Annotated in this window: 23 protein-coding genes; 16 read left to right on the forward strand and 7 right to left on the reverse strand. The window is 43.8% G+C overall.

Annotated features, from left to right (window positions below; translation table 11 throughout):
* Positions 1–60: 60 nt before the first annotated feature.
* The gene (locus AABA75_RS02605) at positions 61–2,955 is read right to left on the reverse strand and encodes a TonB-dependent receptor (RefSeq protein ID WP_338290903.1); all 2,895 of its coding nucleotides are present in this window, start codon (positions 2,953–2,955) and stop codon (positions 61–63) included.
* Between the two features lie 433 nt (positions 2,956–3,388).
* The gene (locus AABA75_RS02610; protein ID WP_338290905.1) at positions 3,389–3,727 is read right to left on the reverse strand and encodes a hypothetical protein; all 339 of its coding nucleotides are present in this window, start codon (positions 3,725–3,727) and stop codon (positions 3,389–3,391) included.
* A gap of 453 nt (positions 3,728–4,180) precedes the next feature.
* Here AABA75_RS02610 and AABA75_RS02615 point away from each other — a divergent pair, with 453 nt between their 5' ends.
* The gene (locus AABA75_RS02615) at positions 4,181–4,894 is read left to right on the forward strand and encodes a 4'-phosphopantetheinyl transferase family protein (RefSeq protein WP_338290907.1); all 714 of its coding nucleotides are present in this window, start codon (positions 4,181–4,183) and stop codon (positions 4,892–4,894) included.
* Positions 4,895–5,217: 323 nt separating this feature from the next.
* Here the strand turns inward: AABA75_RS02615 and AABA75_RS02620 are convergent, their stop codons facing one another.
* Together AABA75_RS02620 and AABA75_RS02625 are read right to left on the reverse strand one after the other, a co-directional pair.
* Positions 5,218–6,105 carry a diguanylate cyclase domain-containing protein gene (locus tag AABA75_RS02620; protein WP_338290908.1) on the reverse strand — a complete coding sequence of 296 codons (888 nt, stop codon included), beginning with the start codon at positions 6,103–6,105 and terminating at the stop codon, positions 5,218–5,220.
* A 10-nt stretch (positions 6,106–6,115) separates the two neighbouring features.
* Positions 6,116–6,553, reverse strand: coding sequence for a PRC-barrel domain-containing protein (locus tag AABA75_RS02625; RefSeq protein WP_338290909.1), 438 nt, complete (start codon positions 6,551–6,553; stop codon positions 6,116–6,118).
* A 729-nt stretch (positions 6,554–7,282) separates the two neighbouring features.
* Here AABA75_RS02625 and AABA75_RS02630 point away from each other — a divergent pair.
* From AABA75_RS02630 to AABA75_RS02670, 9 genes are all read left to right on the forward strand, one after another.
* Entirely contained in the window at positions 7,283–7,963 is a 681-nt protein-coding gene (locus tag AABA75_RS02630) for a Crp/Fnr family transcriptional regulator (protein WP_338290910.1), read from the forward strand.
* Between the two features lie 865 nt (positions 7,964–8,828).
* Complete coding sequence (locus tag AABA75_RS02635) at positions 8,829–9,089, forward strand: hypothetical protein (RefSeq protein WP_338290911.1); 261 nt, start codon at positions 8,829–8,831, stop codon at positions 9,087–9,089.
* A gap of 13 nt (positions 9,090–9,102) precedes the next feature.
* On the forward strand, positions 9,103–10,290 hold the full coding sequence (locus AABA75_RS02640) for a lyase family protein (protein ID WP_338290913.1): 1,188 nt from the start codon (positions 9,103–9,105) through the stop codon (positions 10,288–10,290).
* Positions 10,291–10,319: 29 nt separating this feature from the next.
* A complete protein-coding gene (locus AABA75_RS02645) occupies positions 10,320–10,502 on the forward strand; it encodes a hypothetical protein (RefSeq protein ID WP_338290915.1) in 183 nt (60 codons plus the stop codon).
* Between the two features lie 895 nt (positions 10,503–11,397).
* On the forward strand, positions 11,398–12,789 hold the full coding sequence (gene nhaA, locus AABA75_RS02650; RefSeq protein ID WP_338290916.1) for a Na+/H+ antiporter NhaA: 1,392 nt from the start codon (positions 11,398–11,400) through the stop codon (positions 12,787–12,789).
* A 360-nt stretch (positions 12,790–13,149) separates the two neighbouring features.
* Positions 13,150–13,848: a Crp/Fnr family transcriptional regulator gene (locus tag AABA75_RS02655; RefSeq protein WP_338290918.1), complete on the forward strand. Its 699-nt coding sequence runs from the start codon at positions 13,150–13,152 to the stop codon at positions 13,846–13,848.
* A 116-nt stretch (positions 13,849–13,964) separates the two neighbouring features.
* Positions 13,965–15,056, forward strand: a complete 1,092-nt coding sequence (gene hflK, locus AABA75_RS02660) for an FtsH protease activity modulator HflK (protein ID WP_338290919.1) — start codon at positions 13,965–13,967, stop codon at positions 15,054–15,056.
* A complete protein-coding gene (gene hflC / locus AABA75_RS02665; protein ID WP_338290921.1) occupies positions 15,046–16,011 on the forward strand; it encodes a protease modulator HflC in 966 nt (321 codons plus the stop codon). Before hflK ends, hflC begins: the two co-directional genes overlap by 11 nt.
* A gap of 89 nt (positions 16,012–16,100) precedes the next feature.
* A complete protein-coding gene (locus AABA75_RS02670; RefSeq protein ID WP_338290923.1) occupies positions 16,101–16,283 on the forward strand; it encodes a hypothetical protein in 183 nt (60 codons plus the stop codon).
* A gap of 66 nt (positions 16,284–16,349) precedes the next feature.
* Here the strand turns inward: AABA75_RS02670 and AABA75_RS02675 are convergent, their stop codons facing one another.
* Positions 16,350–17,213, reverse strand: a complete 864-nt coding sequence (locus AABA75_RS02675; RefSeq protein ID WP_338290925.1) for a YicC/YloC family endoribonuclease — start codon at positions 17,211–17,213, stop codon at positions 16,350–16,352.
* A 185-nt stretch (positions 17,214–17,398) separates the two neighbouring features.
* Here AABA75_RS02675 and AABA75_RS02680 point away from each other — a divergent pair, with 185 nt between their 5' ends.
* From AABA75_RS02680 to tusA, 4 genes are all read left to right on the forward strand, one after another.
* On the forward strand, positions 17,399–19,342 hold the full coding sequence (locus tag AABA75_RS02680; protein ID WP_338290926.1) for an alpha/beta hydrolase family protein: 1,944 nt from the start codon (positions 17,399–17,401) through the stop codon (positions 19,340–19,342).
* Positions 19,343–19,443: 101 nt separating this feature from the next.
* On the forward strand, positions 19,444–20,157 hold the full coding sequence (gene rph / locus AABA75_RS02685; RefSeq protein ID WP_338290928.1) for a ribonuclease PH: 714 nt from the start codon (positions 19,444–19,446) through the stop codon (positions 20,155–20,157).
* Positions 20,158–20,175: 18 nt separating this feature from the next.
* Positions 20,176–20,817: an orotate phosphoribosyltransferase gene (gene pyrE, locus AABA75_RS02690; protein WP_338290930.1), complete on the forward strand. Its 642-nt coding sequence runs from the start codon at positions 20,176–20,178 to the stop codon at positions 20,815–20,817.
* The gene (gene tusA, locus AABA75_RS02695; protein WP_338290933.1) at positions 20,807–21,082 is read left to right on the forward strand and encodes a sulfurtransferase TusA; all 276 of its coding nucleotides are present in this window, start codon (positions 20,807–20,809) and stop codon (positions 21,080–21,082) included. Before pyrE ends, tusA begins: the two co-directional genes overlap by 11 nt.
* Positions 21,083–21,124: 42 nt before the next feature.
* Here the strand turns inward: tusA and AABA75_RS02700 are convergent, their stop codons facing one another.
* Both AABA75_RS02700 and AABA75_RS02705 read right to left on the reverse strand, forming a co-directional pair.
* Positions 21,125–22,348 (reverse strand): hypothetical protein, encoded by a 1,224-nt coding sequence (locus AABA75_RS02700; protein WP_338290935.1) that lies wholly within the window; start codon positions 22,346–22,348, stop codon positions 21,125–21,127.
* A 184-nt stretch (positions 22,349–22,532) separates the two neighbouring features.
* The gene (locus tag AABA75_RS02705) at positions 22,533–23,432 is read right to left on the reverse strand and encodes a LysR family transcriptional regulator (RefSeq protein WP_338290937.1); all 900 of its coding nucleotides are present in this window, start codon (positions 23,430–23,432) and stop codon (positions 22,533–22,535) included.
* 115 nt (positions 23,433–23,547) lie between these two features.
* Between AABA75_RS02705 and AABA75_RS02710 the strand changes: the two genes are divergently transcribed.
* Together AABA75_RS02710 and AABA75_RS02715 are read left to right on the forward strand one after the other, a co-directional pair.
* Positions 23,548–24,438, forward strand: a complete 891-nt coding sequence (locus AABA75_RS02710; protein ID WP_338290938.1) for a DMT family transporter — start codon at positions 23,548–23,550, stop codon at positions 24,436–24,438.
* A gap of 9 nt (positions 24,439–24,447) precedes the next feature.
* A complete protein-coding gene (locus tag AABA75_RS02715; protein ID WP_338290939.1) occupies positions 24,448–25,350 on the forward strand; it encodes a DMT family transporter in 903 nt (300 codons plus the stop codon).
* Positions 25,351–25,423 lie beyond the last annotated feature (73 nt).

The following is a 25,423-nucleotide window of genomic DNA, read 5'->3' on the forward strand; positions in this document are numbered from 1 at the left end:
CTTGTTAAACTTATTTAAACAACAAAGCCGCTACCCGAGGTAGCGGCACAATAGCGAGGTTTAGAAATTGCCTCGAACACCCAGAGCAAAGCGCCTGCCGCTATCTTCCACCAAGAGCAGGTGGTTGTCGAATCGGCCTCGTTTGTGCACATATTCTTCGGTGAGGTTAATACCTTCGAAGAACAGGGTGATGTTGTCGGTGATGTCGTAACTACCGCTCATATCCAGTTGTTGGTAATCTTCCACAATAGTGGGGCCATTACCCTGTACCTGGGTAAGCGACTGCACAAACTCATCACGCCAGTTCCAGGCTAAACGTACCTGAAACGGACCTTGCTCATAAAAACCCACCAGGTTCATGGAATCACTTAGACCGGTTAGTGCGAATATTTGCGTGGTATCGGTTGGGTCAAGCTCGGCATTGCTGTCGGCAAAGGTGGCGTTGGCAATAAAGCCAAAACCGCTGTCGAAGGTGTGCTGCCACGCCAGTTCCAGACCGTCTACTGAGGCATTTTCACCGTTGCTGGGTAGCGTATTAGTGAATACTGCGTCACTACCAGAGGATGGATCTTGCACCAAGCCACCTCCCGGCGCATCGAAGGTTAGCGCGCTTTGTCCATTGACGATAAAGTTAGAGACCTCTTTGCGGAAGTAGCCTGCCGATGCATAACTGGCATCGTCGTAATACCATTCAGCTGATAAATCGAAATTGTCTGAAGTAAATGGTTGCAAGGCCGGATTACCCGAGAAGGAGCGCAAATCGCCGCCCTGACGGGTAGTGGTGATCACTACTGCCGGTGACATACTTTCCAGCGTTGGACGAGTAAGACTGCGTGATGCTGCGGCGCGAATGATTAAATCGTCGGTAAAGTCCCACTTAATAGCGACATTGGGCAACACAGCATCATAGCTTGAGCTTTCAGAAATTGTGGCAGGCGTACCGTAATTTTGATTGAGTTCAGTGGCATCTAACACAGTTAAGCTTTCTAATACCGCCTGGGTACCAGATACGTCCACATCCGTCGATTCAAGGCGCATACCCGCGGTAATGTATATAGGGCGCTTGGCTAAATCACCGACAAAATCCAGTTCCAGGTAAGCAGAAATAATGCTTTCTTCTACGTCGAAGGAATTGTCTTTTTGCACGGCATCAAAGCTTTGCCCGGATACTTGCTCAAGATAGGCAAACATGGCTTCACCATTGTGGGCCAACCACTGGGTGGGCATGCGACCACTGCCACTGACACCACTTAAAAAATCGTTACCGGCATCGAACACATATTGCATATCTGCGGGTACCACAGGTGCATCGGGATAACCGCAATACAAGCAATGTACGCCGGTTTCGTTGTCCCAACGGGTGAGAGATTTTTCTTCTGTAGAGTATTGCAAACCAAACTTGGCTTTCACCAGTCCGGTATCCTGGCCTTCGTCCCATTCGCCGTCCAGGCGGAACTGGGTAACGTCATCTTCCACTGCCCAGCCGCGACGCAACATAACGTGGGCGCGGCTATTGGCTTCATCCAGGTGATCGCCTACGCCAGCAGCACCTGTGGCACCACCAATTAATGGGTTATACATTACGAAGCCAGGGTTATTGGGATCGGCAACCGTGAGGGGCTGACCGCCTGCCTGCACATCAATCTCTTGTTGGCCGCTAAAGATATTACCATTAGGCGAAGCAAACATCGTGGCCAGTGGCAGAATACTGTTATCTACTTGAAAGCGCACGCGGTTGGAGTATCCAATCAGCGATAACTGGTTTTCGCCGCCGTTATTGGCTTCTCGCTCTGCGCTGGAATGGTGTAAATCAAAATCTAGTTTCAGATTGTCATTGACGTTCCAGGCGATGTTTAAACCGATATCAGAGGTTTCTGTGAGGCGATCAAACTTTTTAGAGTGCATATCCGTCGCCAGACCAATTTCCTGGTACAGATCCACTACGGTGCCGTTTTCGTCCACGATAGCGGAGCGGCGGTTGCCGTTGCCGTCAAACAGACTGCCATCATCGCCAACGCCTTGAATATTAGGTGCTGTAAACCAATGACCATAAGAGGTGGCATCGGTGCGCACGTCAAAATCGGAATACAGGAAATCAGCGGTAACCACCACATCGTCACTGGCGGCGTATTGAAATACTAGGTTGGCGTTAGTACGGGTACGATCTTCAAAGGTGACTTTGTGGTCGTAGTTTCGGGGAGAGAAGATGGTGCCTTCCCAGGGTGTGCCATCGCGAGTAACCGGGTTTGGTACTCCGACATTTTCTAACCAGCCGTCCATTTGCGCCTGATTTAAGCGGGTTTCCCGCTCTTGATGAGAGACTGCCAGTAGTACACCAAAGGTTTCATCATTGAAGGTATTGGAAATCAGCCCCGACACTTGCGGTGTCGCCTCTTCGCTGTTTTCGTCATAGACACCTTTTATACTGCCTGCCACTTTAAAGCCATCGATGTTAAAGGGTTTAGCGGTTTCGATATTGATGGTGGCGCCAATGCCCCCCGACTGCATGGTGGCCGTACTGGTTTTGTGTACATCCAGGCTGCGTACTAATTCAGAGGCGATGGTGTCGAAACTAAAGGCGCGAGAGTTATTTTCAGACGCTATCTGACGACCATTCACCAATACGGTATTAAACTCCGGGCCGAAACCTCGCACAGTGATCAACTGGCCTTCACCGCCAGAGCGGTCCACTGAAACACCCGTGATACGCTGTAGTGATTCTGCTACGTTGGTGTCGGGAAATTTACCGATATCTTCTGCTGATATGGCATCCACAACGCCACCGGATTCGCGTTTAACATCCATGGCGCGGGCCATACTGCCGCGAATACCGCGCACCTGAATTAGCTCAAATCCGTCACCCGATGCCGCCTCTTGGGCTGAGACACTCGACGTGGTACTCAGCGAAGCCATTGCTGCTAAAACAGCGGCAGATAATTTAGTTCTTTTTAACATGATGATGTGTGTCCTGAAAAAGCGTTTGTTGTTGTGCTGTGGCTTAGTCAGGTTGTGCAAAACAGCAATAAACGCCGGGCGTGGCTGCTGGAAAAAGGCCAGCTCTACGAGGTAAAGCTGGCAAAAACACAACACGAGAAGAAACAACACAATGCTGTGAATCACTGAAAAAGCCGTGTCAGCTGTGTCAATGTTCACGTCAGGGGTAAAGACGAAGGGCGGTTAAATTTCCGCTAAAAAAATTTACGAAAAATTAACAAATGGTTTTAATTAAGGACTGCCAGAAAGGTAATGGGGATATTTGGTTAATAAGATAACTGTATGATTTACATTGAGTTATCTTGTTTTAAAATTTAAAGAGGGTGATGTAACAGGCTTACAAAATAAAACCGAATTTTTGTAAACCTGTTCTGCTTATAAGCGAGAGTTTGGACTAAACCAGTATCGAAATAGTGCTTCCAGAATCGCCACCGCTTTCTTGTTGATTGCCGCTTGGTTGGCTTGCTGGTGGTAGAGGCGGTTCAACCCCGGCCAGTTTACCCACTTCTTTGGCATCAAAACCATTTTGGGCCATCACATCTGCGAGATCTTTACCCGGTTTAATACCGGCGTCTTTTAACTGGGCTGCAATGTCTTTTGCATCAGCTGCGCTAAGGTTTTCGGCATCGTAGTTTTCCAGAATGGAGCTTACCGTGCTGCTTTGCTCATCCGTCAGAGAGCGGCTTAATTGTGGCGGTGGCGTAAAGCCACCAGAAGAAATTGAATCAATCATATCTTGTCCTCTTTTGCGCATTAAAAAATGCATCAATACCTGTAGGCTATCAGACAAAAAGTGCTTAATTTGAGCGACTTTACCTAAAATTTACAGAGCTTTACCAAAGCCAAAAATATGGGCGTAAAAGTGCATAAATGGAGTTGAAAGGCACGCTGTTAAGCGAACTAATATTTGGATGGGTTGTTTGTGCGAGGCAAGGAATAGAAACAATGACACAATATCACAAATGACCAAGCCTACGGCGCTTTTCCGGATAATAATCGAACAACTAAAAAGAACAGGACTGGGCTGCTAAATCATCGTCAATAGGTTATTCTTATTGCCCTAAATATTTACCTTTTCGTTTCTTTGTTGATTGCAGGAAAGAGCAAGTGAATGGCGCATAAAATCAGGGCACATAAAATAAAAACACAGCCAGATAAAACCTAAAACAATAGACGACACAGTGACATGACCGACATAGGATTTATACAAGAGATACCATTCAAAGCACCACCAGAGATTTCACAAAAAACGATTGTTTCCAGGTGCCATTTCGACCTGAGTCGTTATGACGATTCGCTGTTTAATGAGTTTGCCATTGTTTTTCCAGAAGCACTAAAAAACGCCGTTCCCAAGCGAAAAGCAGAGTTTTTGGCCGGTCGCTACTGTGCTGGTCGGGCGCTTCAAGCGTTGCGGTGCGCTCAACATCAGGTGGGAATTGGTGAAAATCGCAGTCCGCTGTGGCCTGATGGGGTGGTGGGGGCCATTAGTCATGACTGTAATAATGCGATTGTTATGGCTAAGCACAAAACCAGCACCACTGACGCTATCGGTGTAGACATCGAAAAATGGATAGCAGAGTCTGAGCTGGACAAAGTGCAACAACTGGTTTTGAACCAGGATGAACACCAGCTGTTAATGCAATCTGGCCTTTCAATGCAACAAGGCATTACCACCTTGTTTTCGGCCAAAGAGAGCTTTTTTAAGGCTATTTACAACCAGGTGGGGGAGTATTTTGGCTTTGAAGAAGCACAGCTTATCGATATTGTGCTAACACCCGGCGGCGGTCAGCTGAAGCTGGCAATTAGCCCCTTTCTGAAAGAGCATTTAATCCAGCTGCAGCCTTATTTGATTCGTTTCTGTTTTGAACCTGACGGCGTGCTGACCATATGTGACATCTAGTTTCTGGGTTGTGTGCCAAAGCGAATCAAAGTATCCCGCGAGCCAAGTCGCCTTGTTTTAGATACTATTCAATATTCTAGATCTGCTCGTCGATTGAGGTTCAATAAATCCAAATAAAACAAGACCTTGATAGGTGTAATAAAGCGTAAGTTACTCGTTCAGTCACCAAATCTTTCACCAATCAGCATCATTCAAGTTTAAAACTTTTCTTGAGTGTTTTCTATGATGATATTAGCGGAAAATGTATGTTCAGAGCATTGGAATAGGATGTGGAAATAACGGAGTAGATTACTGACAAGAAGGAATTGAATGAAAATTAAATTCTATTTGTAAAACTCATATTTATTTTGTCCTTTGCTTTTAGCCATATACATGGCTTTATCTGCATGGTCGATCAAGCTTTCCTCACTGTCAGCATCGCCAGGAAAGGTACTAATTCCTATACTCGCTGTAACGATAATCGATTTATTGTTGACTCTATGTGGTTGCTCAAAACTGGATAAAATCTTTTCTGCGACTTGTTCACAGTCTCGTAGGCTGACAACTTCGTTTAACAACACTAAAAATTCATCTCCTCCATACCTACCTACACTATCACTCGATCTGATACAGTTAATTATTCTTTTTGCCACGGATTGCAGCAGTTTGTCTCCGGTCAAATGCCCAAGCGAATCATTAACCAGTTTGAAGCTATCTAAATCCAGAAAAAGTAATCCTATTTGCGTGCTTTGTCGCTTTGCTAAATTCATAGCGAACTGAATGCGATCAATCAACAAAAATCTATTCGGTAGGCAGGTAAGTAAATCATAGTTTGCGCGATAGTATGTTTCTTCCGAATGAGCTTCATCGATTGCTTTTGGATGCAACGCAATTGCAAATCCATTGCATTCTCCAGCAGTATTGTAAACGGGGATCATGGTTCCTTGCATTGTATGGTGATGTGAGGGAAACCAAATATCCCGTGTCAACAGTTGAGAAAGCTGCTTCTGAGCCGAGTTTAGTGAATCCAATCGGAGCAACGTTTTTCTAATTTCGCTTTCGAATTCAAAACCAACAAGGTTTGAAATTGGGGTGCCAAATACTGCTGCATGGTTTAGACCTGTCACAACTTCAGCTTTTTTATTTAGGAATGTAACCAAACCATGTTGATTACATCCTATTATGGCTATACCTAGAGAATTAAGTAGCCCGGCGGGTTCATTCTTCATCATAGTGAGTACTTCATTGCCTGGAAAAAGGGGGCGTTAAGTTTTTTTCTGGATTATCACCAGAGTCATTCTCGTAGAATTTCAGTACGTGCTGCATCGAGGCTTTATCGTGCAAATCAGGCCAACTACTGCCGTTAAATGACGGTGCTTTTTTTAAGCGGTCGATGGAAATCGATAAAAAAAATTCTTGTTTCTTTATATCCAGTTCAATTTTTTGCCAAGGAACCATAAACATAACTTCCCCAAATCCAAGAAAGCCACCACAAGACATCACAGCAAAGGTTATTCTTCCGGAGGGGTATGATACGATCATGTCAATTAATTTCCCCACACGAGCCCCTTTATTATCAACGATATTGTAATTACCGAGTTTATTTACTCTATATTGACGTACTACTTTTGACACACGTTCTTCCTTATTAGGACTTCCTGCAACTGCTTCAGTATTCATTGCAAATCTCCTTGTATTTCGCTCTTGAATTTAATGTGCTTTTTTTGTAACGAGCCGTTCTATATTTTTCCGTGCTCACAAGCTTATCCTCCTGAGATCTGTTTGAACTGCGTGTTAGATGCTTTGCTACCTTTGAACTATGTAACATTGGAACCTCCGATTTAGATGGAAGACAACAACATAGGCTTATGGGTTGCCATAGGTGGGTACAATAGCATTGTCGAATAATGATGAATGTACGCCAGGTAACATAGGTTACGAGAAAAGATATTCACGTTAAGTGCGTTTACGAACAGAAAGTAGAATCCGGATGTTTTACTCTGATCTGCATTAACAACCTATAGGCTGACGGTATAAATTTGGAGGTTTATATGAAAGGTTCAAAGAAAGATTCAGTTGCGAACCGCAAAATGAAAAACAGATGCAGAACGGCAGAAAGAATGAACAAAATCAGGAAATGTCGAGTTAGAAAAATTAAAAGAAGAAATCAAATCAGTAATTGCATTGGCTCCACATGACACTATTTTTTTTGCTCAGACTCTTATACCTATACAATTAATTATTGTATTTCCAACGTCAACACAGGTTGTCAGACGAATCAATGTATTTGGTCTTAATTTGAGACGCTATTGTACTTATCAGTGAACGATATATTTCGGCAGGATTGGTCAATTTTTTCGGTGTATAAAATATATGCAGAACTATTTATTTAATTGTTTCAGTGACGAAATGAAAGCCTGGGTTCAGGATAATGCTAGCCTTGTTACTTTAACTTCCGGCAATTCAATTAGTCATATTGGAAGTTCGCTAGAATGTATCTATTTTCCAATAACCTCAGTAATAGTTTCTGTTGCAGAACTGGACGATAATCAGTGTTTATGTGTAGGATTAATTGGTAATGAAGGGATGCTCGGAATTGATCTTATACCATCCAATAAAAATGGGCGCTTAAAATTCAAAGTGATTGTGTCTGGAACGGCACTGTCTATAAATAAGCGACTGTTCCTGAAGTATGTCGCTGCCTGTAAAGAGACGGATAGTTTAATCAGGCATTATTTTTCCATGACGATGCATCAAAATATTCGAAATGCAGCTTGTTGTTACTTGCATGATGCAAGACAACGTCTTTCACGATGCTTGTTAACCTTTGGTCAAAAATTACATTCAAGTGAGCTAAGCTTAACTCATAGCGACCTGGGTGATTTGCTCGGTATTCGGCGAAATACTGTGACTGGCTTCGCTCATGCGCTACAAAAAGAAGGATTAATTAGCTATAGCAGAGGCCATATCTTTCTTTCATCTCAATCTGCTTTGATAAGGGCTTCTTGTCCGTGTTATGAAGATGAAAAAAGCCATCAGGAGGATTTTTTTAAACATCATGGCCATTGGCGCTATGATACAAGAAACTGACAATGGTCTTACTCTGTCAATTTATTCATCTCATCCATAAAGGCTAATACTTTTAAGCTATAGCTTGTAAAACATCTAACGCGTTGTGCTCTGCGAGATAAAATTTAACGTTTGTCCTTGCCCTTTCAATCAAGTCATTCCATTTGCGATACCGCAACGTAACTGGTAATGGTTTTCGCCAGGAGGTGAAGGTCTTGGCCAACCATTTTGCTTGGTTACTTCACATCTGACGAAAAACTCACATTAATGTAATTCAGTGTGTGTAAGCGCACGGAACTATGGTGAATCAAGAGTTATAGTGCCTTTTCCACTATCGGCAATTAGGTCGATAGTTTAAACCAGAGGTACTTATGCAGAACCCTACGAAAGACACAAAGCCTGAACCAGAAAAGAAGCTTGCATCAGAAAGTGAGCAAAAAAAACAAGCTTCCAAACAAGAACAAAAGCAAAAGAACCAAAAGTAGTCCGATAGGTTATTAAAATAGTTACTTTGAGTGCATTGGTGGAATCAACTTTAGTTCCTGGTAGGTCCTGTTATGCACTTTTTTGACGATTCTTTTAACCTGGTGCTTTTACAATTTCGCATCAATTAACTCTGACTTAATTAAAAAGGTCGCCCATAATGTTTGATCCATTTAAAAAAATTCATTTTCCCAGGTTCTTTATTCCACCGAAAAGTTACCTGACACTAGGAACTTAACTTATGTTCCCCACCAATAAAATTACATGGCGAGAAAGGTACTTAGATTCAATGTCCACCACGAATGGATTAAATCAGTACTGGTCATTGGCTAAGTTAGCAGATGATTTCAATTTTACTTTGAGCGAACAGCCTTTGGTTGTGCGTATATTTTAGGAAAATATTATGCGTCACTACAGTCAGAATGTGTCAGTCAGCGATCTTCAACTGACGGGAAATGAAACGGTTCACATTGATTGGGATGGAGGCTTATCTCCGGGGCAAGTAGTAACGCTGATGATTCGAGGTTCTTCTATTAAACAGAGAATATTCTCGGTTATTGTGCGCATCGACAATGGACGTGAACTTAAATATTTTCTTTCGGGAGGGGTCTTGAATTATGTGACTTCTCATAATGTTGACAGACTAAATCGCTACAAAATATAAGGTTGAGAATTTCATGTCTGAGGGAAATGTTAGCGCCGATAATTTTACCGAAATAAAACTCAATGAAGGCGTTTTATGGGGATATCAAACTCAACGTTCACTAACCTATTTCAATATTGGCAGGCACTGCTTTGAAGATAGTTTTATTGACGCTCTTGTGACAATCAAACGGGCTGCCGCTCAAATTAACTTCGCTGAAGGGCACTTAAGTAAATTACAATACAAGGCCATTTTCTTTGCCTGTAAGTTAATATTAAAAGGGCACTATCGTGATCAGTTTCCACTTAGGATTTGGCAAACAGGATCCGGAACTCAAACCAATATGAATGTGAATGAGGTGATAGCTTCACTTGCTAGCGCCCATATCTCTGAACAGGTTAAAGTGCAAAAATTACATGCATTGGAAAACATTCACCCCAACGATCATATCAATATGTCGCAATCGTCAAACGATGTATTCCCCAGTGCTATGCATATTGTCGTTGCGCAGCAAACAACGCAAAAACTGTTACCCGCGCTTAACAAACTTTGTCGGTATTTGGTGGATAAGCAAATGGAATTCAAAGGTATTTCGACGGTGGGAAGAACTCATTTAATGGATGCAATTCCCTTGCCTGCAGGGGCGTTATTATCGGCATATCTAAATCAGTTGGAACACGCCAAAGTTGAAATTTTGGCAAGTTTGCAATATGTCTTCAAATTAGCTTTGGGGGGCACTGCTGTTGGATCCGGCGCTAACGCATCTCCAACGTTTGGTGAGCAGGTCATTGGCAGCCTGGCAAAACACTATAATTTACCATTTAAACAGCATGACAATCTCTATGCCGCAGTGTCTGGAGAATATGCACTGCTGCAATATAGCGCATCACTTAAACTTTTAGCATCGGTATTATTTAAATTTTCCAATGATTTTCGTTTGTTGGGAAGTGGCCCTCGCTGTGGCTTTAATGAATGGCATTTACCCGCCAATGAAGCCGGCAGTTCGATTATGCCGGGGAAAGTGAATCCGACCCAATGTGAGGCCTTAAGTATGGTTTGTATGCAGGTAATTGGCAACGATCTAACTGTATCACTTGCCGCCTCTGGCGGGCAGTTACAGCTGAATACCTATCGCCCGGTTATTATTCATAATGTAATGGAAAGTATTGAGCTATTGTCTGATGCAATGATGTCTTTTTCAGAAATTGCCTTCGTGATTTGACGCTGAACAATGCACAAATCGAAATAAATATGATGAATAACTTGTCCTCCATTACGCTATTGGCACCAGAAATTGGTTATGACATAGCAGCTTCCATAGTTAAAGACGCAAAGCAACGACACCTATCTCTGGCTGAGTCAGCCGAATCCTTGGGCTTATTTAGTATCGATGATTTTGAGGTGTTACTAAAGCACAAACTTAGCCAACAATAAATAGGGTTACTAATTGCTATTAGAATAGTTCGAGAGATTTCTGCTCGCTAATAATCATAGCTTCCCTTTTTCTTCACCTTTGGAAACAGGTTGCGGTTTTAGCCCCTCAAACTAAAGGTCAACTGCTCCATTAGGAAGGGGCATTACTCATGCATATGTTCGATATCGAACCAACAGAAATCAATTGTTATATTATGCTAGCAATCTTCTCATCAAGATCAGAAGCCAACTATGTTAACTAGCAATGGAAGAGTAGGAAAATCAACTTCAGGTAATCTTGAATGATTTGAGGGGTAGTAAAATCAGAATTATTTCATTGTTTGTTGGCCTTCAATGTCCAAACTCCATCCCATAAAAAGGGGAGCACTTTTCTACCATACTGAGCATAGCTTGTTTGAGTGCTGACTCTGATAGTTACATGGAAAAACAGCTTTTCTCTATCCCTGTTAAGAGAAGTAGGGATGAAGTCCTTAATTCAGCGCTAGATAAAATAAAACTGTTCAGTTCGCTTGAGGCTCAACAAATGAAAGCCCTATTCAAAGAAGAAAGGCACAAGCACCCAAGGCGCTACTGTGCCCGCTCATGACAGCTAAAGTGAATGGCATTGCAACGAAGGAACAGAAACCGAATAGCGTCGGCACGAAATTGCTGATGCTATCAGGTTAAATAAAAGGTGATGGTGGTTAATTTCAACGGATTCCGGATTGCTAGTTACATTTTGGCGAGTGACAAAATGAGTGGCGGAAGCAATCAAATATTGAAGTCTGTCGGAATTATCGGTGTAACGACAAGTTTGGCCTCGGTATGCCTTATCAAATTTGCAAACTACAAATTGTCATTTTTTACGCCGGAATTTAGGCGCAGAGAATGTCAGAAATTACTGAGGAGTCAGAACGTGATCAGGTTTAAAAAACTCACTAGTTGGCTAGTTGCAGATACCAGAGGGGGGGCGGCACAATTACCTCAGTCCCCCATTGATTGGTTGACGCATCCTACTGGTCGGTTTTTTAAGATTGAGGCCGCCGCCGGACTGGTATTGTTGTTTTTTACGTTGTTAGCGCTTTTTCTGGCTAATTCTCCATTTGGTCCAGATTTTGCGTCATTGTGGGCTATTTCAATCGGTATCAATTTGGGTGATATAGCGTTTGAACGGTCTTTGCACGCATGGATAAATGATACCGTAATGACCCTCTTTTTCTTCCTGATAGCGCTAGAGTTAAAACGCGAGTTAGTATTGGGAGAATTGCGCAAACCCCGGTTAGCGATGTTATCTGTTTCAGCTGCGTTCGGCGGAATGGTTGTTCCCGCAGGGATTTATTTGTCGTTTCAATTTGGAGAAGTCGGACAGCACGGTTGGGGGACCGTTATGGCAACGGATACAGCTTTCGTTATTGGTTGTCTGGCGTTACTTGGCAAGCGTATTCCCAAAAGCTTGCGTGTTTTTATGTTGTCGTTGGCCATTGTGGATGATCTGGGTGCGATTATCGTTGTCGCATTGGGATACGGCAAACAACTCGATCTTTTTTATATTGTTACCGCCTTGTCAGGCTTTGTAATGATTAAAGCTATGTCTCTGATCGGAATTCGCAGCATTGCTTTGTTTTTCATTGGCGGTGGCGTCATCTGGCTGTTGGTTGATGCTTCAGGTATACATCCAACAGTTACAGGTGTAATTCTGGGATTAATGACGCCCACGACAAAGTGGGTAAGTGCAGATCGGCTGCACCTGATTATGGATTCTGTAGTAGCCTATCCAACCGGTGATCAAAGGGCTGATCGCAGTGTTGATCGTGAAGTGCTGAAAACAGCCGAAGCTGCAGCTCGCGAAGCACTCTCTCCGGTTGAGCGACTAGAGTTTATATTGCATCCTTGGGTAGGTTTTGTTGTCATGCCACTATTTGCATTCTCCAATGCTGGCGTCCCGTTGGCGATGGGGGAGCTCTCAGGGGCAATCGGTACAGCCGTTTTTATTGCTTTTGTGCTAGGCAAACCCTTGGGAGTATGCTTGTTTAGCTGGCTTGCTGTGCGCTTGAAGATAGCTGTGCTACCAACAGATTTACCTTGGTTGATGATTGCAGGAGGGGGAATGCTGGCGGGTATTGGTTTTACCATGGCTATGTTTATTGCAAACCTGGCCTACAGTATCGAAAATATTAATACCGCAAAACTAGGTATACTCTCTGCATCTCTGTTCTCTGCACTAATCGGTTTAATTGTGTTATGGATAGCTATTCGGGTTGAAAACCCCGCGCGCGATGATTTCACTAAACAGGTAAAGGCTCGTTAAAACTTAAGCCCCGATGGAATTACAGGGATAAGCTTAATGTTGAAAATAGTCAACAGGCGGATTTTTTCAAACATCATGGCTAATGGCTATCTAAAACTTGAGGTTCTGTAAGTGTTTCAAAAATCCGATGTGTTGGTTTAACTGCAACTGCACGTTTAATATAACTTCTCGTATGTACGCCAGCGAACATACATAAAATGCGCCTTAGTGTAAGTTTGTACTCGTTGGTAGCACATTGAATAGGCAGATTAGAGATTAAATTTCCTGGTAATTTCATTTGAATTGCAACTTTTCAGAGTTTTCTCCCTATGCAATGAGTTATCACCAAAGGTAATTTAAAATTTAGGGTATTCGAATAAAATGAATGAACCAATACTCAATAGGCTTTTAAATGGGCTATCAGAAGATAGCAAAAAGCGGATATTTAAACATTTGAAACGAGCCAATCTTCCCCTTGGGAAAGTGTTATATGAAGCTGGACAGGCAGTATCATGTGTCACCTTTCCTGCGAATTGCATTGTATCATTGTTAAACTACACGGTTGATGGTGCGAGCGCAGAGATTTCTGTGGTGGGTAATGAGGGCGTTGTGGGTATCGCAGTTTTTATGGGAGGCGAAAGTACCCCTAATAGAGCAGTTGTACAAAGCGCAGGATGGGCGTGGCAATTACCTGCTCAAATATTAAGAGAAGAATTCAATGGTTGCCAACACACAAGAATGATGTTGTTACGCTATACCCAGGCTCTAATTGCTCAAATGGCACAAACAGCAATATGTAACCGCCATCATAGTATCGACCAGCAATTGTGTCGTTGGTTGTTATTGTCACTGGATAGATTAACAGGAAATGAACTAACCATGACGCAAGAACTGATTGCCAATATGCTGGGGGTGCGTCGTGAGGGGGTAACTGAAGCGGCAGGCAAACTGCAGAGGCTTGGAATCATCCATTATAAACGTGGGCACATTGAAGTATTAGATAGAGTAAAACTTCAGATGCTGTGTTGCGAGTGTTATGAAGTTGTTAAGCACGAGACAGATAGGTTAGAAGCGTATTAAATAAAATATATCAAAAATTCAATTCACAACATGTTAGCCGAATGGTGTTCAGTCAGTGATTTACAGTTACTGCACCTCTCCTAACGAATATTCGTACCCAAATAGGAGTGATTGCAATGACAAATGACAATAAGCCATCGGGTGATCCGTGGCGTAATCCAAAAAACTCACCGCCAGACCTCGATCAACTGATAAAGTCCATGATTAATCGTTTGAAATCGTTCTTGCCGGGTGGACAGTGGGGGGGGATTAAGTTTGTTTTGTTGGTAATTCTGATAGTCGTTACTGGCTGGCATTCTGTTTATACGGTCCCCAGCGACTCGGTTGCTGTTGTTTTACGCTTTGGTAAATATGTTGGTCAAACTACTCCGGGACTTCATTTTAAGTTTCCATTTTTCATTGACGTTGTACGCGTGGTTCCGGTTAAACGTCAGTTAAAACAAGAGTTTGGCTTTTTAACGCGTAACACTGCTGATAGAACAGTTTCGTCCCGCAATGGTGACATGGAAGAAACCATTCGCAAGTTTAACTCTCAGAACGAAACTCAAATGGTCACTGGTGACTTAAATGCGGCCTTGGTTGAATGGGTCGTGCAATATCGTATATCAGATCCTGTGAAATACCTCTTTGAAGTTCGACAGCCGGGTGAAACTTTGCGTTACGTTTCAGAATCGATAATGCGTGAAGTCGTGGGTGACAGGACCGTCGATGAGGTGATCACCATTGGTCGTCAGGAAATTGAGTTTATAGCACTACTGAAAATGCAAGAGACATCGACGAAATATGCCATGGGGCTGAGTATTGATCAGGTGCAATTGAAAAATATTAACCCTCCGAATCAGGTGCAGGAGTCGTTTAATGAGGTTAATCAAGCCCAACAAGAAAAAGAAAAGTTAATCAATGAGGCTAGAAGGGACTACAACAAAGTGATCCCTCTAGCAGAAGGTGAGAAGGATCAGCGCATTAGAGAAGCTGATGGATACCGGCTCAGGCGGGTAAATGAAGCTTTAGGCGATACTGCAAGGTTTAATGCGATATTGAGCGAATACTTAGATGCCCCTGAGGTAACAAAACGCAGAATATATATTGAAACAATGCAAACAGTCCTACCTAAAGTTAAACAAAAAGTTGTTTTGGACAGCGAAATGAACGGCATCTTTCCGTTTTTGAACCTCAATGAAAAAGTGAGTATGCCCGATGGAAAATAAACATAAAATTGTCCCCGCCGTCATTTTTATTGTCGCGCTAGTTACTTTTATTGCGCAGAGTGCACTATATACGGTTTCGGAAATCGAGCAGGTTATTATCACTCAATTTGGTAAACCCATTGGTGATCCTATCGCTAACGCGGGCTTAAAGTTTAAGCTCCCTTTTATTCAAGAAGTCAATGCTATCGAAAAAAGGGTTCTTGAGTGGGATGGGAGTCCTTCAGATATGCCCACCAAAGACAAATTATACATTTCGGTGGACCTTTTTGCGCGATGGCGAATTGTTGACCCCTTGCAATATTTCTTGCGCTTGCGGGACGAAATGAGCGCCCAGTCTCGACTTGATGATATTTTGGGCAGCGAAACAAGAAATGCAGTGGCAAAACATAAGCTCATAGAAATAATCAGAACAACTAAAGATCGTGTTCCTGAGCTTGAACAGGTAATGATTGGTGACGAAAATTCACCTACAATAGGAAAGCTGGTTCCGATTCAGAAAGGTAGAAAAGTAATTGAATCTGAAATATTGGAGGCTGCAGCGACCAAGGTAGAAGTATTTGGCATTGAACTGCTTGATATTCGTTTCAAGCGAATCAACTACAATGCTAGTGTAAAACCTAAAATATATGATCGAATGATCAGTGAGCGACGTCAGATAGCGGAACGATTCTTGTCAGAGGGAAAAGGCGAAGCGGCGAGGATAATGGGGGATCGCGTAAGAGAACTCAGCCGCATTCAATCTGAAGCGTATCAAAAAGTTGAAGAAATTCGTGGTGAAGCTGATGCCACAGCGGCACAAATTTATGCTGCATCTTATAATCAAAGCTCAGAAGCGAGAGCATTGTTCGAGTTTACTCGCACAATGACCGCTTATAACGACATAATCGATAAAAACACTCTCTTGCTCATGTCTTCAGACATTGAACTCTACAGACCTTTAAAAGGTATAGAATAAGGTGAGCTAAGCTATGTTGACCAATAACATATTTGCAAAGGCCATAATCAACTTTCCAAATCAACCAAACACGTTTCTAAGGAAAATTTATGAATGATGACCAAGAGCAAAGCATCATGTCACATTATGACATAACACGTTCAATTGAAACTGTTTATCACTTTCAAGGGCACAAATATCAAAAATTAGATGATGCTGTTGCCTATGCAAAAATAATCGAAAATCAATTTCGTAAAGTCAATAATACTGAATCCAAAAACAATAGGGAATAATTGTTTTAGCAAGCTACCAGTGCTTTCTTATCTTTAAGTTACTGATATTTAAGTAAAATATAAAAATTATTCCAAATTCTGGATCTGCTCGCGCATCTGCTCAATCAGTACCTTTAACTCCACTGCGGATTGGGTAATGTCGGCGTTGATGGATTTGGAGCCCAGAGTGTTAGATTCGCGGTTGAATTCCTGCATCATAAAATCAAGGCGTCGGCCGCAGGCACCGCCTTTTTTCATTATCTTTTGGGTTTCGGCAACGTGCGCTTTTAATCTGTCTAGTTCTTCGGCTACGTCCAGTTTTTGTGCCAGCATCACCATTTCTTGTTCAACGCGGGTTTCTTCCAGCTCTACTTTAGCCTCTTCGAAACGGGCGATGAGTTTGTCTTTTTGCCACTGGATCACTTCCGGCATGTGAGCTGAGACTTTGTCTACTTCGGCAACTATGGCATCAAGACGCTGATTGATCATGGCGTCGATGGCTTTGCCTTCACTGGCACGAGCTTGCAGGAAGTCTTGCAGAGCTTCATCGAGGCCAATTAATAACGCGTTTTGAATGGCGTCCATGTCGGTTTCTTCGGTGGCCACCACGCCAGGCCAGCGCAGAATGTCTACCGGATTAACTCCTGTTGATTGACCGTGAGACTGTACCCAGTCGGCTGCCGATAATAGCTGTTTCGCCAGGTCTTTGTTCAGGGTGATATTATTCACCGCGGCATCTTCAGTATTGAAGCGCAAAGCACACTCCACCTTACCGCGGGCAAGTTTGGCGCGAAAGCGTTCTCTAAGCACAGGCTCAAGACCTCGGAATTGCTCAGGGAGACGGAAATAAGTTTCCAAAAAACGCTGATTCACAGAGCGGATTTCCCAAACTGCGGTGCCCCAATCGGCTTTGATTTCTTTGCGGGCGAAGGCGGTCATACTGTGGATCATAATTCTCTACTTCTACTTTGAAATGGCGAATTGCCTATATTATCTGAAAAATGTTGTCCCTCAAACCTCGTCTTGTTGTCTCATTTATAATATTGATTGTCCTGAATTTGAAATGTAACAGATTGTGTATCGCGAGGGCCTGACGTAGACTTGAGTTTTTTATTGGGCAAGCAAAGGAGACTTATATGCGTTCCGCTCTGTATTTTCTAATTCTGTTTCTGTTTCATTCAACCAACGTCTGGTCGACATCTTATTCGCCAGCTCATTTTGCAAAGGGCTCGGAATATTTTGACGTTAAGATCTCTCCCACAGGTGAATACATTGCGCTGGGTATCATTGCTGAGGATCGCCGCCAGCTTGTGGTACTGGATACCAAGACTTTCCAGACGTTGGGGGGGACGCGTTTTGTTTACCCCAAACAAGTGGGCCCCTTTTACTGGGCGAATGATGAACGCCTGGTGATTAAATCGGTGGAAACGAGAAGTTGGCACAGTGAGCCTACCTATTTGGGGGAATTGTTTGCCGTTAATTTTGACGGCTCTGACGGTGAGTCTATCTATGGTTATAGCGCTGCAGGTGGTGGTACCGGCACAAGGTTAAAACGCAAAGAATCCACGATAGGTTTTGCTGACATTGTTAGTTTCTTGCCCCATGACGACAAACATATTCTGATCAGTTCTACGCCCATGTCACAAGACGGTAAACGTCTTTCTACCGTGGAAAAATTAAATATCTACAGTGGCAAAATGACCAATATTGCCAAAGCGCCTGCACCTCAGGCGAAATTTATCGCTGACAGCACGGGAAACCTGCGCTTTGCCAGAGGTCTGGACGATGACGGCAGCTTTTTGTTTCACAAATACGATGCCGAGAAAAACAACTGGTCTCTGGTCACCGACTTTAAAATCGGCACCAAGTTTAATCCGCTAACCTTAGATAAAGAGGGGAAAAATGTGTTTATCGCCAATAATGGTGATGCAAACTTTATTGGGGTTCACAGGTATGAAGTAGAAACGGGTAAGGTGCACGAGGTTTACACGGATGAAGCTGTGGATATTACTGATCTGGAGTTCAGTGACAACCTTTCTTCGGTATACGGAATGCGAATTGATAATGGTTATCCCGAATATTTAATCTTTAACAAACAAGCCAAAGAAGCACAGGTATTTAAATCACTTCTGGCGACATTCTCCGGTATGAAGGTAACCCTCACCAGCGGCACAGAGGCTGGGGACAAATGGATCATCCTGGTAAGTTCTGACAGCGATGCCGGTACATTTTATCTGTTTGATAGAGAAAAGATGAATATTTCGATGTTGTTCCCTATTTTTAGTCATCTTCCTGAAAAGGACATGGCGAGAACAACGGCTCACACAATCAAAGCCAGTGATGACATGGATATACCGGTGTATTTAACAATGCCAAATAGTCCAAAAGGTCCGGTTCCTCTGGTGACACTGGTTCACGGAGGACCACACGGCGTTCGTGACTACTGGAGCTTTGACAACGAAGTGCAGATGTTAGCTAACGAAGGTTACGCCGTGCTTCGAGTAAACTTCCGCGGTTCAGGCGGCTATGGTACGGCATTTGAAGAGGCTGGTCACCGTAAGTGGGGCAGTCGTATCCAGCAAGATATAATCGATGCGACTAATTGGGCGAGGGAACAAACCCAGATCAATGCTGAAAAGGTCTGCATTATGGGCGCAAGCTTCGGTGCCTATTCAGCCCTGCAGTCCTCCATCATGACTGACGATGTATTCGATTGTGCTATCGGTAATGCCGGAGTATACGATTTGCAAAACTTGTTTGAGGAAGGGGATATACCGGAGTTTTTCTGGGGTGATAGCTTTCTTGAAACTGTGGTAGGAACAGAAAAGGAGCAACTCATTGCGTTTTCACCAACCCATAATGTGCATAAATTAAACATCCCTGTGTTAATTGCTCATGGTAAAAAAGACCGCAGGGCACCTTATTCTCAAGCGACAGATCTTCGTGATGCTTTGGATAAAGCGAATAAAGACTATGAGTGGTTTGTGCGCAGCAGTGAGACTCACGGATTTTACGATGAGGAAAACCGCAGTGAATACTTTGAAAAGGTGGCTTCATTTCTCGAGCAACACTTAAATTAAGCCTTTCTGCGTTAAAAAATTTATAATTGTCTGACCAAAGGGTAAACTAGGCACAGTTTACCCTTTTTCAATTTTATCTCTTATTAAACAGGAGTTTTTCAATGCGTCCAGGTGGCAGAACCGCAGGTCAGATCCGACCCATTACCATTACCCGTAACTTTACCTGTCATGCCGAGGGCTCGGTACTTATCGAGGTAGGCAATACCAAGGTATTGTGTAATGCCACCGTCGAAGAAGGTGTGCCGCGCTTTATGAAAGGCGAAGGTAAAGGCTGGGTAACGGCTGAATACAGCATGTTACCGCGCGCCACCCATACTCGTTCACAACGAGAAGCTGCTCGTGGTAAACAAGGTGGCCGTACCATGGAAATTCAACGTTTAATTGCCCGCGCCCTGCGTGCCGCCGTTGATTTAAAAATGTTAGGCGAAAACACCATTACCGTGGATTGCGATGTAATTCAAGCCGATGGTGGAACGCGCACGGCCTCTATTACTGGCGCTTGTGTGGCGATTGCCGATGCACTGGCCTGGATGCGTAAAAAAGGCATCATCAACAATAACCCTATGAAGTGCATGATTGGCGCGATTTCTGTGGGTGTCTACAAGGGTGAGCCTGTGGCTGATCTGGAATACATCGAAGATTCTGACGCCGAAACCGACATGAATGTAGTGATGACCGACACCGGAAAATTGATTGAAGTGCAGGGCACGGCAGAAGGTGAGCCCTTCAGTTTTGAAGAAATGAGCCAAATGTTAGAACTGGCCAAACAAGGCCTGGTTGAAGTGTTTGACGCTCAGAAAAAAGCCTTGGCCTGAGTCTTCGGAGGTTTCAAAATGCAAGATTATCAAAAAGCCTTTATCGAATTTGCACTGGAGCGCAATGTACTGCGCTTCGGTGAGTTTACTCTGAAATCAGGCCGTAAAAGCCCGTACTTTTTTAACGCAGGGTTGTTTAATACCGGGCGTGATCTAGCCAAGTTGGGCCAGTATTACGCTGAAGCATTAGTGGCCGCCAATATTGAGTTCGATGTGTTGTTTGGTCCTGCTTATAAGGGGATCCCTATTGCCACGACTACCGCGGTGGCCCTGGCGGAAAAACACAACGTCGATACGCCTTATTGCTTCAATCGCAAGGAAAAGAAAGATCACGGCGAAGGTGGCAACCTGGTGGGCAGCGCACTGGAAGGTCGGGTAATGCTGGTGGATGATGTGATCACCGCGGGTACGGCCATCCGTGAATCCATGGCATTGCTGGATGAGTGTGGTGCGTCGCTGGCAGGAGTATTGATTGCATTGGATCGTCAGGAAAAGGGTAAAGGTGAGCTTTCTGCCATTCAGGAAGTGGAAAGAGACTTCAACACTCAGGTGGTATCTATTGTCAGCCTTGCGGATTTAATTGAGTATCTCAAAGACAAGCCAGAGATGTCTCAGCACCTGGAAAACATCACTCAATATCGGGCCAGTTATGGCATCTGAGTCTGATATTCAGATTTTAACCGAACAGCTCAGCCAAAGCGCAGACAAAAAACTAGATGCGCTGGGGCTGCGCTGCCCGGAGCCGGTGATGATGGTGCGATTGGAAATCCGTAATATGGAAGAGGGGCAGTCCTTGTTGATTGATGCCGATGATCCTGCTACAAAACGCGACATCCCCAGTTTTTGCCGTTTTATGGATCACACCTTAGTGGCGCAGCAAACTGATAGCATGCCCTACCAATTCTTGATCAAGAAGGGGCTGTAACAGAGTTCGTCTGTCCCTTCTATACTCGTCTTATGTGGCAGTTCATTTACCTTTTCTACTTGCTTGATGCAGCATATTGTTGATCACATCGGTTTTGCCTTCCCGGATCCTTTGCGTAGAGTTAGTCTTGCTTTCTTCTCTTTTAGTAACGCGTTTTATCGCTTCTCTAGTGCCTAACGTTTTGGCAATTTTGGCTTCGGCATTGTCTATCTTGGTTTCGCTACTGAGAGATGAAGAGGACGAACTGGAAGAGGACAAATCCAGCCCATATTTTATCTGTACTCCTCTATTGAGTTGCTTCGGCACTTGTTCGATACCGAATTGCAAGGCGTTATCGACGCCGGGAGCACTACCCAATGCCCCTACTACGGCACCAACCGCTTGTCCCTTGGCCTTGCCATGAGACTGATCTGCTTGTGCTCTGGAAAGTTCTGACATGCCTGCCGAAATATTGCTGTCCAATAACTCAGTGCCTTGTTTTGAGTCATCTACGTTTTGATTAAATAAATCGGCAGATTTACCGAATTGTTTGGCGGCTCTCTCATTAGCCGCAGCTGAGGTTGCATTGGCACCGACGGATATCAATCCTGATGCGGCACCAGCACCGGTTACAGCAGCTACGCCGGCACCGATTTTGCCTCCTCTTGTTACTGCTGTGGCTAAGGTTGACCAGTTTTCAGCAGAGGTTTTTTTCTGCCACGCTTCCTGGTTGTTCTCTTTTATGCGAGATTTTACCGACAGGGCTTTTTCCGTGTCCTGACTGATTTGTTGGCTTTCTAATCTTTTTTGATTAAGAGACTCTTTAAACTGGCCGGGTTTTAAACTAACTTGCGAAAGGCCCTGACTTGCCTCGTGTAATTTGCGCGATACTTGATTGCGATTCATTTGGTTGTACGTGGACTCGTTGCGCTTCTCATATCGTTCTTGACTGGCATGATGCATATCAGTGCGACCAGCGTTTAGTGCATTCGACAGCAAGTTTGTGTGTTGTTGCGAAGTCTGAAGCAAATTGGGTGAGGGAAGCGCCCCCTTATTCAGTCGCTTTTCTTCATTATTGTTACTGCTGACGCCACTATGGTTAGCCTTGAAGCTTGCCACAAGTTTATCTCTTGAAGGAGCTGAGAGCGCTTTAGAGCGACCCATGTTTTGGATTGGCGTAGTCTCGTTTTTAGTGTCAAAACGGGTCAAATGAGGTTTTTGGACGACAGCCCCTGAGCGCTGTCTTCCGGTACCAGAATTATTATTGTTGTTGCGACCGTTTCCCATGACTCAATACCAAGGCCAGTGCAACGGAATCTGGCATTTTTGACAATGTAATATTAGAGTGTAGTAAAAAACTGTTTGATATGCAGGAAAACCAGGCTAAAAAGTCCTTATTTGATGAAAAAATGCAAGTTACGGTGAAAAATGCTCTCCGATTACGGCGGCGTGTTTGGTAATGCTATCCGTTCTACTTGTAGTACAGTTTTTGTGTTTGCTGAATAAAAGCATGCACTATTTCGTTATGTTGCTCTTGCTTGCTGACTAGTAATAAATCGACGCTGAGTGACAGGTCTTTAATCGGTAAAGCTACAATTTCTCCTGTGTCTAATTGCGGCTGTACCGATACCTTACTAATCGCGCCGATGCCAGTACCGGTTCTGACGCAAGCTTTAATGGCTTCGATGCTGGTGAACTCCAACAAGGTGCCAGTGAAAGCGCCTGCCTGAATCAAAGCTTTTTCAAAATGATTACGGTAATAACAGCCTTGCTCGGTAAGTAGTAGTGTGTGTCCGGCAAGATCATTAATTGTCAGGCTCTGCTGTTGTGCAAGCGGGTGATCGGCAGCTGCAATAACCACGATTTCTTCTGAGCCGAGTTTGATTTGCTGTAAACCTGCAATGGGTTGGCTTTGGCCTGCAACCAGTTCATCGAAGATAAAGGCGATGTCAGCCTGATCGGTGAGGATCAGTTGCCGCAGCTGTTTCACCCCAACGGGTTGAATTTGTAATTGTACCTCAGGATACTGCTGATTAAAGTCGTGGATGATGTATGGTAGTCGGTAGGTGAGTATGGTTTCATAACCTGCAATTCGAATGAGTTGTCGGCTTAGTGTCTGCCCCTTTACTGCAAGCGTCGCCTCCTCACGTAATGAAAACAGCTTGTCGCAGTATTCCAGTAGTTTGTTACCCGCCTCTGTCAGGCTCACTCCTCGACCATTGCGTCTGAACAAGGGAGTCTCTAACTCCTCTTCCAGTGACTTGATTTGACTGGTAACGGCTGATTGCACATAACCCAGATGCGAAGATGCATCACTAAAATTTTGCAGTTGGGCTGCTATGCGAAAGGTTCGAAGCTTTTTAAAATCCATAACACCACCTAAGAAGTATCTCAAAAAATGATATCAGGGTTCGAAAGATATTAATATAAATGAATTTAAAGTCAGGTGATAATAGCCGCAACTATCCAGGAGCCAACAACCGAATATGAGTAACAAACTTCAAGCTGCTATCCTGGCGATGCTTTGTATCGCATTGTGGGGCCTTATTCCGGTAGTTGCCAAATTAGGGCAGCAAGGACTGAGCAGCATTCAATTTCTGTTTTTATCCAGCTTGGTATCTTTTGCGGTGATGGCTGGCATATGTCTATGTACTGGTAAATGGCGAAGCCTCAAAAAACTGAACGTTAAAGATAGCATTAAGATCTTTTTCAATGGCTTATTAGGTACCTGGCTTTATTACTTCTTGCTTTATCAAGGTTACTCACTTGCCGATGGTGTCGAGGTGTTGGTTATGCAATACACCTGGCCCGTTACCATTTGTGTATTGGCGGTATTTATTTTGAAGGAGCCTTGGCATCGCTATACGACACTGGCTGTGGTTTTGGGGTTTAGCTCGGTGGTATTAGTTTTGAGCAAAGGCGATTTCTCGTCACTGAAAATATCTGAGCCTGCTGCGCTATTCTGGGTATTTATCGGAGCCAGTTGTTTTGCACTGTTTTCCGTGCTCAGTAAATACTTCCATTACGAACCAATCACTCTCACCACATTATACTTCGCCGTTGCTTGTTTAATGTCTGGTTTACAAGTGCTCTTAACCGAGCAGTGGCAATGGCCAGCCCAACAGGCGTGGTTTGCCATTTTACTCAATGGCGCGCTTGTGAATGGCATTTCCTATTTGTTGTGGATTTGGGCCATTAAAAAAGCCGATATGAGTTTTGCTACCACTTTTACTTTTGCCACTCCCTTGATCTCATTGATTTACCTCGTATTGTTTTTTGATGAGACGCTGTTACCTGTTTATGCCCTGGCGTTTCTGTTTGCAGCGGCAGCAGGATATTATGCCAACAAGCAGCGAACTCAGTTGAAAGGCGAGTGAGATTGCTGCATGTCGGTGTTTAATTTACGCAGTAACAGTGATGTGCTCCCAATCGCCGCATTTTGGGTGTTGGGTTTGGTATGGGGAGCAAACTTTATATACATGAAGATGGCTGTTGCCCATATCACGCCATTGCAGACTGTATTCATTCGGGTGCTGTGTGGTCTACTACCTGTTGCTCTCTATGCCTGGTGGCGGGGAGATCTGAAACAACAACACATCAAATATGCGCCACACTTTCTGGTTATGGCACTGCTAGCAACTGTGGTGTACTACTATGGATTTGCCAGCGCTACTCAATTTTTGCCTTCAGCTATTGCCGGGGCTGCAAGTGCTGCCATCCCATTATTTTCTTTCGTGTTTGCTATTGTGTTTTTACCCGAAGAGCGTTTTTCCTTAATTCGTTTAACCGGATTACTCTCTGGTTGTTGTGGCGTGATTTTTATCGCGAATCCATTTGCTGATGTGGTGACTTTGCAAAATAACATGCAGGGTATTAGCTATATTCTGGTGGGGGCATTGTGTGTCGGCAGCTCCTTTGTTTATGCCCGAAAATATTTAACACCCCTGAACATTCCAGCGTCGGCTTTGACTACCTATCAATTAGGTTTTAGTGCACTGTTTTTATTATTGATCACTGATTTTGATGGCATAGAGCAACTGCAAGATGAAACCCATACCCTGTTGGGCACTATTGTCGGCTTGGGAGTGTTGGGGACTGGATTTGCCTATTTGCTTTACTACTACCTGGTAAATAAACTGGGTGCGGTCAAAGCCGCATCTTCTACTTATGTTCCGCCTGTGGTGGCTCTATTGATAGGCGCTGTTATTGTCGGTGAGTCCATATTGCCAACCGATTATTTGGGCGCACTCGCTATTTTAATAGGGGTGTATTGTTTGTCTAAGAAGTGAATGTAGGTCCTGCTTTAGCTGGACAAGGTGCTTTGTTTTAACTTCTGCCAGTCCGACTGGTCTTCGTTTGCTC

The organism is Planctobacterium marinum (assembly GCF_036322805.1).
Lineage (GTDB): Bacteria > Pseudomonadota > Gammaproteobacteria > Enterobacterales > Alteromonadaceae > Planctobacterium > Planctobacterium marinum_A.